The sequence below is a fragment of the Butyrivibrio sp. genome (genome assembly GCF_017940685.1).
GTDB lineage: Bacteria > Bacillota > Clostridia > Lachnospirales > Lachnospiraceae > Butyrivibrio.
The window spans coordinates 1-8,989 of record NZ_JAGAYD010000126.1; the positions used below are offsets into that span (position 1 = coordinate 1).

The window sequence follows — 8,989 nt, forward strand, 5'->3', positions numbered from 1 at the left end:
CCATGATAAGGACAGTCTTACCAACTCCGGCACCACCGAAAAGACCGATCTTACCACCCTTAGCATAAGGGCAGATAAGGTCAACTACTTTGATTCCTGTCTCAAAGATCTCTGTAGCAGGCACCTGATCTTCGTATGAAGGAGCAGGACGATGGATTGCCCATCTCTCTACGCCCTCTGGAGCAGGCTTATTGTCTACAGGTTCTCCAAGCAGGTTAAAAATTCTACCCAGGCACTTGTCACCAACTGGTACAGTGATCGGGCTTCCTGTGTCTTTTGCCTCTGCTCCACGAACAAGTCCGTCTGTGGAACTCATGGCTACACATCTTACCACATCATCGCCGACCTGCTGTGCAACCTCTGCAACCAGCCTGCGGTCACCGATCATGATCTCTATAGCATTGTGAAGATCTGGAAGCTCACCCTCTTTGAAGCGGATGTCAAGTACAGGGCCTGTAACCTGAATTACCTTTCCAACATGATTCTCACTCATTGTTTAAACTCCTTAAGTTTTCAATTTAAGATTACGTAGGCGGTCAGCTTTCCGCACCCGCAACAATCTCAGTAATCTCTTGTGTGATGCTAGCCTGACGAGCTCTGTTGTAGTACAGACTCAAGGTATCGATCATCTCCTCAGCATTATCAGTTGCGGCCTCCATTGCTGTTCTACGGGCGGCAAGCTCACTCGCATAGGAAACATTGATACTGGAATAAAGAATTCCCGCCAGGTACTCCGGAACAATTGCATTGAACACGGTTTCTGAGTCCGGCTCATATAGGATAAGGTCCCTAGCTTTTCCATCAGATGCTTTTTCCTCAGTTCTAAGGTCAGAAAGAGGAAGAAGTGATGAAGCGGTCGGAACCTGTGAAAGCATGGATACAAAATTGGTGTAGCATAGGAAAATGTGTCCAAACTCGCCACTTCTATATGCATCGCAGACAAGCTTTGCAACCTGGAAACAGTCTGAAATAGTTACTTTTGCAACTTCCGCGTACTCTTCTGTAAACAGTGGCACGTTTCTGTGTTTGAAGTACTCAACAGACTTTTTTCCAATAGGAAGAACAGTAACATTGTCCCTTCCCTTTGTCTCTGCTTCCATGAACTTAAACAGATTGGAGTTGTATCCACCTGCAAGACCTCTGTCTCCGGCGATAACAACATACAGCCACTTGTCATTTTCCGCAGCCTTCGTAAATGGAGACTGGAAATCTGTGTTTGAGTTGGCTATATCTGTAAGTGTTCCAAGCATTGTCTCAAGGTAGGGCTTTGATGCATCTGCTCTTTCCTTGGCTTTTCGCAGTTTTGATGCTGCTACCAGCTGCATAGCCTTGGTGATCTGCATCGTGCTCTGAACGCTCTTTATTCGGAGTTTAACAGCTTTCATTGATCCAGCCATTATCTAGTCCTCCTTATTTAGCTTCTTTCTGCTTAATGAACTTATCTGTATAAGCGTCCAGTGCCTGTTTAAGCTTAGTCTCAGTATCCCCTTCAAGCTTTCCTGTTTCACGGATATCACGCATTGCAGCGATTCCGGAAGGATCGTTATCAAGGAATTCATAAAGTCCTGCTTCATATTCTGCAACGTCACTGGTTGCAACCTTGATCAGGATGTTATTTATTACGGCATAAAGGATGGCAACCTGTTTCTCAACAGGAACTGGCTGGTTCTTGTCCTGCTTAAGAACTTCAACGATTCTTTCACCCTGTGCAAGACGCGCCTTGGTGTCTTCATCAAGGTCAGAACCGAACTGAGCGAAGCTCTGCAGCTCACGGTACTGTGAATAAACCAGCTTCAGTGTACCAGCAACCTTCTTCATGGCCTTGATCTGAGCGTTACCACCAACTCGGGATACGGAAATACCAGGGTTAACCGCTGGCATGATTCCTGAGTGGAAGAGCTCTGTCTCAAGGAATATCTGACCATCTGTGATGGAGATAACGTTTGTAGGAATGTATGCTGATACGTCACCAGCCTGTGTTTCAATAATTGGAAGGGCTGTAAGTGATCCGCCGCCGTTCTCATCAGAAAGCTTAGCAGCTCTCTCAAGGAGCCTTGAATGGAGATAGAATACGTCTCCAGGATAAGCCTCACGTCCTGGTGGTCTTCTGATAAGAAGGGAAAGTGCACGATATGCAACCGCATGCTTACTGAGGTCATCATAGATGCAAAGTACGTGCTTGCCCTGATTCATGAAATACTCACCCATAGCACAGCCTGTGTATGGTGAAATATACTGAAGTGGGCTTGGCTCTGACGCTGTAGCAGCTACAACGATGGTGTAGTCCATAGCGCCGCCCTTTTTAAGATCCTCAACCAGGGCTGTAACTGTAGATCTCTTCTGACCTATAGCAACATAGATACAGATAACATCTTTGCCCTTCTGGTTGATGATAGTATCGATAGCGATAGTTGTCTTACCAGTCTGTCTATCGCCGATAATAAGCTCACGCTGTCCTCTTCCGATAGGGATCATGGAATCAATAGCCTTGATACCTGTCTGAAGTGGCTCTTTAACTGGCTGTCTTGCAATGATACCTGGTGCAGGTGACTCAACAGGCCTGAACTCTGTGGTCTCGATTGGTCCCTGTCCATCAATTGGCTGACCGATGGCGTTTACAACACGTCCGATCATCTTTTCACCTACAGGAACAGATACAACTCTTCCTGTACGCTTAACGGTCTGTCCTTCGCTGATACCTACATCCTCGCCGAACAAAACCGCGGATACTACTGTTTCCTCGAGGTTCTGAGCCATTCCGAATGTACCATTCTCAAACTCTAAAAGCTCACCGGACATACAGTTCAAAAGTCCGCTAACTCTGGCAATACCATCACCAACGGTAAGAACTGTTCCAGTCTCGTTCTGAATTATAGCGTTCTGATAATTCTTTATCTGGCTTCGAATGACCTCGGATATTTTTTCTGGTTTTAGTTCCATATCATCCTCCGATGTATTGTTTTAGATGACAGTCTCATCAACTTTCTTGCGAAGCTCGGATAACCTGCCCTTGACTGATCCGTCAAAGAGCTGTCCCTCCAGATCCACTCTGACACCACCAAGTATGTCCGGATCTGTCTTCTGTTTAAGAAGCACCTTCTTACCGCTGATCTTCTCAAGTTTCTCCTTGAGCTGCTCTAGCTGATCGCCCGACAGTGCAACGGCTGTTGTCACTAACGCATCTGCTATGCCGTGTTCCTCATTGTAACTCTTGCGAAATCTCTTAAGACACGCTGAGTATTCACGAAGCAGTCCCTTTTCGATAAGAATCTTGATAAAGCTCAGATGATAAGCGGTCAGGGAGCTGCCAAGTGCTTCGTCCACCAGCTGCAGTCTCTCTTTCTTAGGGACCGAAGGCTCCGATAGGAGAGCTACGTAGTCAGGGTTCTCATCAAAGATTCCCTTGACTGCCTCCATTTCGCCCAAAATATCATCCGATAGGTTCTCTTCCGCTGCCAGATCATACAGGCTCTGCCCATAAAGATCTCCAGCTTTTGACATTTTTATCTCCTTTTATCATGCTCCGACTTTAGTAATGAAATCGTCTATAAGCTTCTTATGATCGGACTCACTTATTTCTTTTTCAACTACCTTACCAGCAATCTCCATAGCAAGGGATCCGATCTCATCCTTGGCCTCATTGATGGCTTTCTTCTTCTCCTGCTCAATATCAGCAGCAGCTCTTGCCTTAATGCTCTGGGCCTCTGCCTCAGCTTCATGAACTAAGGTGTCCGCCTTCTGCTGAGCTTCCTTCTGAGCATCAGATACGATCTGTGCTGCCTCAGCGTGTGCATTGGTCAGGCTGTCTTCGTACTGAACCTTAAGAGAATCAGCTTCATCCTTGGCCTCCCTGGCCTCCTTTATTTCCTTATCAGCTAGGTTCCTTCTCTTTTCAAGGATCTCATTGATTGGTTTGAAAAGAAACTTCTTAATGAGATACACCTGAATGAAGAGGTTTATGATCTGAATAATAAAGGTCCAGGGTACTAGTGTTACTAGATCCTGTGTCTGCATATTTTTCTCCTTAATATACCATGTGCAATAATACGGATTACTGCAGATAGTTCATAAACATTCCAGGTGCTACGAAGATAAGAAGAAGTCCTGTAACGAAACCATAAATACCAGTTGTCTCAGCAACCGCACAACCAAGAAGCATTGTTCCTGTTACATCGCCCTTACACTCAGGCTGACGTCCGATAGCTTCAAGAGCCTTTGAAACAGCAGTTCCTTCACCAATACCAGGTCCGATACCTGCGATAAGTGCACATCCTGCACCAATACCGCATCCTGCAAGTGCAATACCTTTAGCTAGTAACTGAAAATCACTCATAATTCTTTGCCTCCTAAGATATGAATTATTATTTTGTTTTTTCTTTAATCTGCTTCTGCTGCATTGGCAATATACATGACGGTCAGCATACAGAAGATAAATGCCTGCATGCATCCGGAGAACCAGTCAAAATATACGCCGGTAACTGCAGGAAGACCAATGCCCAGGATCGGGATCTTTGAAAGGAACTGTCCAACTGCTCCCGGTATCAGTCCAAACAAGGCTGCTGATGCAAGCCCTAAAGCCCAGTAGATAAGTCCGTCAATAACTACGCCGGAAAGGATATTTCCAAAATGACGGCATGCCATACTAACTGGTGTTGCCAACTCTGACAGGATATTAAATGGTGTCATAACTGCAATAGGCGTTGTGAATCCCTTTAAGTATCCGCCAACTCCGTTGGTCTTGATCTTTGTGGCAGTGATCATAATAAATACAACTACTGCCCAGGCTGCTTCTGTTGACAGATCTGCTGTTGGGCTTCGTAGCCCTACAAGGCTTATCAGATTGGATACCACACTCGTTGCAAAAAGCGCCGAAACAAATGGTATCAACTTGTCAAACTTGTTGCCTCCTGTGTTATTGCGGACAAAATTATTGCCCATTTCAACCAGCATCTCTGCAAAAGCCTGCCTCTTTGAGATATTCTCAACCTTGAGATCTCTCGTCAGGAAGATACACAAACCGGTTATTATGATCATTACGATCCAGCTGACGATCAGCGTTTCTGTGATCTTTAAATCTCCCAAAACAGGGATTCCGGTTTTAATGGTCCAGTATATCTTCGCATAATCAACTTCGAAGCTCTGACTCATGCTTTACTCTTCAACCTCCTTTCCCCGCAGAAAAGATACCGCGTAGTTTTATTACTAAACTAGGAATGAATAGCGGAACAATTCCCGCTACCAAGTTGAATACTGGAACAACGATAGCCAGTATTACCCACAGAAGCTGTAGAAGGGTCCTGTACCTGTAGCTTACGCCCATTGCAGAGCGAGCCTGCTTCTCATCCTCCATGGATGCAACCTTTTGCACTGTGATGGCCATCCAGAAAAAATTACCGACAGCCACTAAAAAGCCGCCTATTCCTCCAAGGATAACCTTATGATCAAATGGAACCGCCAGATGAAATGGAGCATCCTGCGGGATCACCATGTGCAAAACAAAAAACACTAAAAACATAATAAGGACACCAATTCCGGTGCCAAGTGCAATTCTCCCCGTCTCAGTCTTAACTGCTGGCTGAATTTTCATACAATGCGCTCTCCCTGTAACAGATTTAAATATGCTTACTGAAATAAACCTCATTAGGGTCTTTTTTTATCTTCTTTTTTTCTTCTTTGTGAACCACTGACAGATACACCTTATAAGCGGTTGTCATAGAAGCTCCAATCCCCATGATAAAGCCAATAATATACACCCACAGAGGGGCAGAAAGCTTGCTAACCAGAAGATAGCACGCAAAAAGACACATCAGAAGGGGCATTAGAAGTGATAAGCCAAGCTGACCTACCATCGCAAACTGTCCAATCAGTTTTGATGCCTTTCTAACTTCCATGGACGTCTCCTTTTTCGCTCCTTCCTGCATATTTGTGTATACTAAAAATAGTATAACACTATAATAATACACTTTTTATGGGCTTTTCTCAACTAATGTTAGACAATTCTGGCGTTTTGAGGAAGTTTACAAAAAAAGCCGGAACCCGCTATTTTTCTGGAATTGCGGATTCCGGCTTTAATTCTTTATAAATAATTTATCAAAATTTCGTTAGTTGCTACTACCAGCAGCCTCATCCTCAACAACAGTTCTGATGTGAAGCTCCTCAAGCTGCTTGTCTGTAACGTATCCAGGTGCGTCCATCATAACATCCTGCGCATTCTTGTTCATAGGGAAAGGAATAATCTCTCTGATAGTATCCTCTCCTGCAAGGAGCATTACCATACGGTCTACGCCAGGTGCGATTCCAGCATGTGGTGGTGCGCCATAGGTAAAGGCATTGTACATAGCAGGGAACTTGGCCTTAACATCATCCTCACCAAGTCTTACCATCTCAAAGGCCTTGATCATGATCTCAGGATCGTGGTTACGAACGGCACCTGATGAAAGCTCAACACCGTTACATACAAGGTCGTACTGATCTGCAGTGATTGAAAGAGGATCGATCTCGCCTCTCTCTGCCTTAAGAAGTGTCTCAAGTCCGCCAGATGGCATTGAGAATGGGTTGTGGCAGAACTCTAATTCTCCTGACTCCTCACCGATCTCGTACATAGGGAAGTCAACGATCCAGCAGAAAGCATACTGCTCTTTGTCCATGTGTCCTGGAACAGCTGCTCCGAAGGTCTTAACGATAACACCAGCTGTCTTCTGTGCTGCGCCAAGTTTACCAGCTGAAAGAACTACAAGATCTCCAGCCTTAAGGGAAAGAGCTGCTACTACGTCGTCCTTGATAGGAGCAACGAACTTGGAGATACCTCCAACCAGCTCGTTATTTTCATCCATTCTGAACCAGTAAGCCTTGTTGCCTGCCTGAACCTCTACATCACCGATAGTCTTGTCGATGAACTTGCGGCTCTCCTTGAAGTCAGATATTACAACAGCCTTGATGCGTACATCTGTTGCGCTTCCATCCTCAGCCTTAGCTGCAAAAGGTCCAAAACCGCAATCTGAGAGCTTATCTGTAACATCCTGTACGGTAAGGTCAATTCTAAGATCAGGCTTGTCTGATCCGTATTTCTCCATAGCCTCAAGATAAGGGATCCTCATGAAAGGTGAGCCTGAAGCACGGTCGTAGGTTCCATATTTAGCAAAGATTGGAGGAAGAACGTCCTCGCAGATTGAAAAGACATCTTCCTGAGATGCAAATGCCATCTCCATATCCAGCTGGTAGAATTCTCCAGGGCTTCTGTCTCCTCTTGCATCCTCATCTCTAAAGCAAGGTGCGATCTGGAAGTAGCGGTCAAAGCCAGCTGTCATAAGGAGCTGCTTGAACTGCTGAGGAGCCTGTGGAAGTGCATAGAACTTGCCTGGATGCTTTCTTGCAGGAACAAGGTAGTCTCTTGCTCCCTCAGGTGATGAAGCTGTAAGGATAGGAGTTGTGATCTCCAAAAATCCATGCTCTATCATTGACTGACGAAGAGCTGCAATAACATTGCATCTAAGGATGATATTCTTTTTAACCTCAGGGTTTCTAAGGTCAAGGTATCTATACTTAAGACGAGCCAGCTCATCAGCCTCTCTTGAGTGATTGATCTCAAAAGGAAGCTCGTTGTGCTGACATCTTCCAAGAACCTCAACTGACTCAGGAACAACCTCGATGTCACCAGTTGCCTGCTTAGGGTTTTTAGAGCTACGCTCTCTTACAACACCCTTAACAGATATGGTTGACTCCTTGTTGATGGCCTTAAACTGTTTTACCATCTCCTCTGTCTCTAAAACAATCTGGGTTGTGCCATAGAAGTCACGAAGGACTACGAATCCAAGCCCTGACCCAACTTCACGCATATTCTCAAGCCAGCCAACAAGTGTAACACTCTGTCCGACATTCTCAATGCGCAGCTCACCACAGTTATGTGTACGTGATTGCATCATAAGTAATACTCCATTTCTACAAATTAATCTCGTTAACTAAGATATTTTAGACCATCATCTAAGTTCTTTCAAGTAATAATAAAAGAGCCATGTAAGAAACTATTAATAGCTTACATGGCTCTTAACATTCATCCATATTACTTTATAACATCGAAATTAAGAACTTCTCCTGAAAAGCTCTCATCATACAGCCTCTGTAATACAGAATCGTCCTTAAGTTCTCCCGTATCAGGATCTGCTCCAACCTCTGAAATGTCCTTAATATCTGATCGATATTGGTAGGTTGCATTGCCATTTGTATCAAACTCCTCCCAGGCATACTCATCCCAACAAGGGAATCCATAGCTCATTGTATATACCTTCATAAAGTGATTTCCACCTGCATAGAGCTTGCCATTGTTAACAGCAAGAGGATATGCTGTTCCACCAGCCTCGATATATCCGGCATACTGTGGAGTTCCACTCTCTGTATAAGTAAATATTTCTGCATCAATTGCTGCATTGTGTCCATCAAGGTCGTCGAAGGTCTGATCAGTAACTAAAAGAACATCCGTATCTCCTATTGTTGCGTTGGTATATCCGTATCCTGCAGGAAGCTTATCAACAATCTGAGTAAATGTGTCACACCCTTCGATGTCAACATATCTTTCATGTTCCATCAGTTCGCCCGCATCTTCAGGAGCATTTGCACCAAACTGCTTATCGGGGTCATAGATTGCTTCTGCAACTGCCTGAATATCAAACCCGTCAAGGTCCTTACCCTCAGTGCTAAGTGAGTAAGATGCACCTGTTTCCACATCATACCATGTACATACATCAATGTACCTGTCATCGCCGATAAAGCGCTTCACTGTACCCTTCATGTTGCCTCCGGCCCAGTTTGCAAGGGTAACGTCTTCTTCTGCTGTCCATTCATAAAACATTCCTGAAATATCCTGCGGCTCATCACCTGTATTCTGCTGTCTTGCTGTAAAACTAAGGCCATCAAGATCAAAGCACATCTGAACTAGCTCTCTGTACTCTTCACCAGTATCCATGATGCTCCACTTTACATTGGATGCACCATC

9 protein-coding genes and 2 pseudogenes are annotated in these 8,989 nt (G+C 44.7%); all 11 read right to left on the reverse strand.

Going from position 1 to position 8,989, the window contains the following annotated elements:
• Positions 1–493 (reverse strand): annotated as a pseudogene (locus tag J6I68_RS08070) (F0F1 ATP synthase subunit beta); the annotation flags it as partial.
• 43 nt (positions 494–536) lie between these two features.
• Positions 537–1,397, reverse strand: coding sequence for an ATP synthase F1 subunit gamma (gene atpG / locus J6I68_RS08075; RefSeq protein ID WP_292219380.1), 861 nt, complete (start codon positions 1,395–1,397; stop codon positions 537–539).
• 13 nt (positions 1,398–1,410) lie between these two features.
• Positions 1,411–2,940, reverse strand: coding sequence for a F0F1 ATP synthase subunit alpha (atpA, locus tag J6I68_RS08080; protein ID WP_292219381.1), 1,530 nt, complete (start codon positions 2,938–2,940; stop codon positions 1,411–1,413).
• A 21-nt stretch (positions 2,941–2,961) separates the two neighbouring features.
• Positions 2,962–3,501 carry an ATP synthase F1 subunit delta gene (atpH, locus tag J6I68_RS08085; protein WP_292219384.1) on the reverse strand — a complete coding sequence of 180 codons (540 nt, stop codon included), beginning with the start codon at positions 3,499–3,501 and terminating at the stop codon, positions 2,962–2,964.
• Positions 3,502–3,516: 15 nt separating this feature from the next.
• Positions 3,517–4,014, reverse strand: coding sequence for a F0F1 ATP synthase subunit B (gene atpF / locus J6I68_RS08090; RefSeq protein ID WP_292205202.1), 498 nt, complete (start codon positions 4,012–4,014; stop codon positions 3,517–3,519).
• 37 nt (positions 4,015–4,051) lie between these two features.
• Complete coding sequence (atpE, locus tag J6I68_RS08095) at positions 4,052–4,333, reverse strand: ATP synthase F0 subunit C (protein ID WP_292219388.1); 282 nt, start codon at positions 4,331–4,333, stop codon at positions 4,052–4,054.
• Positions 4,334–4,377: 44 nt separating this feature from the next.
• Positions 4,378–5,148 (reverse strand): F0F1 ATP synthase subunit A, encoded by a 771-nt coding sequence (locus J6I68_RS08100; protein WP_292219391.1) that lies wholly within the window; start codon positions 5,146–5,148, stop codon positions 4,378–4,380.
• Between the two features lie 10 nt (positions 5,149–5,158).
• The gene (locus J6I68_RS08105) at positions 5,159–5,587 is read right to left on the reverse strand and encodes an ATP synthase subunit I (protein ID WP_292205200.1); all 429 of its coding nucleotides are present in this window, start codon (positions 5,585–5,587) and stop codon (positions 5,159–5,161) included.
• A 25-nt stretch (positions 5,588–5,612) separates the two neighbouring features.
• Positions 5,613–5,891, reverse strand: coding sequence for an AtpZ/AtpI family protein (locus J6I68_RS08110; protein ID WP_292205199.1), 279 nt, complete (start codon positions 5,889–5,891; stop codon positions 5,613–5,615).
• Between the two features lie 210 nt (positions 5,892–6,101).
• Complete coding sequence (aspS, locus tag J6I68_RS08115) at positions 6,102–7,922, reverse strand: aspartate--tRNA ligase (RefSeq protein ID WP_292219394.1); 1,821 nt, start codon at positions 7,920–7,922, stop codon at positions 6,102–6,104.
• Positions 7,923–8,059: 137 nt separating this feature from the next.
• A pseudogene (locus J6I68_RS08120) lies at positions 8,060–8,989 on the reverse strand (hypothetical protein); the annotation flags it as partial.

Bases quoted from the DNA above. Each gene is read 5' to 3' on its own strand.
- atpG (WP_292219380.1), bottom strand. From the start codon at position 1,397: ATGGCTGGATCAATGAAAGCTGTTAAACTCCGAATAAAGAGCGTTCAG.
- atpA (WP_292219381.1), bottom strand. From the start codon at position 2,940: ATGGAACTAAAACCAGAAAAAATATCCGAGGTCATTCGAAGCCAGATA.
- atpH (WP_292219384.1), bottom strand. From the start codon at position 3,501: ATGTCAAAAGCTGGAGATCTTTATGGGCAGAGCCTGTATGATCTGGCA.
- atpF (WP_292205202.1), bottom strand. From the start codon at position 4,014: ATGCAGACACAGGATCTAGTAACACTAGTACCCTGGACCTTTATTATT.
- atpE (WP_292219388.1), bottom strand. From the start codon at position 4,333: ATGAGTGATTTTCAGTTACTAGCTAAAGGTATTGCACTTGCAGGATGC.
- J6I68_RS08100 (WP_292219391.1), bottom strand. From the start codon at position 5,148: ATGAGTCAGAGCTTCGAAGTTGATTATGCGAAGATATACTGGACCATT.
- J6I68_RS08105 (WP_292205200.1), bottom strand. From the start codon at position 5,587: ATGAAAATTCAGCCAGCAGTTAAGACTGAGACGGGGAGAATTGCACTT.
- J6I68_RS08110 (WP_292205199.1), bottom strand. From the start codon at position 5,891: ATGGAAGTTAGAAAGGCATCAAAACTGATTGGACAGTTTGCGATGGTA.
- aspS (WP_292219394.1), bottom strand. From the start codon at position 7,922: ATGATGCAATCACGTACACATAACTGTGGTGAGCTGCGCATTGAGAAT.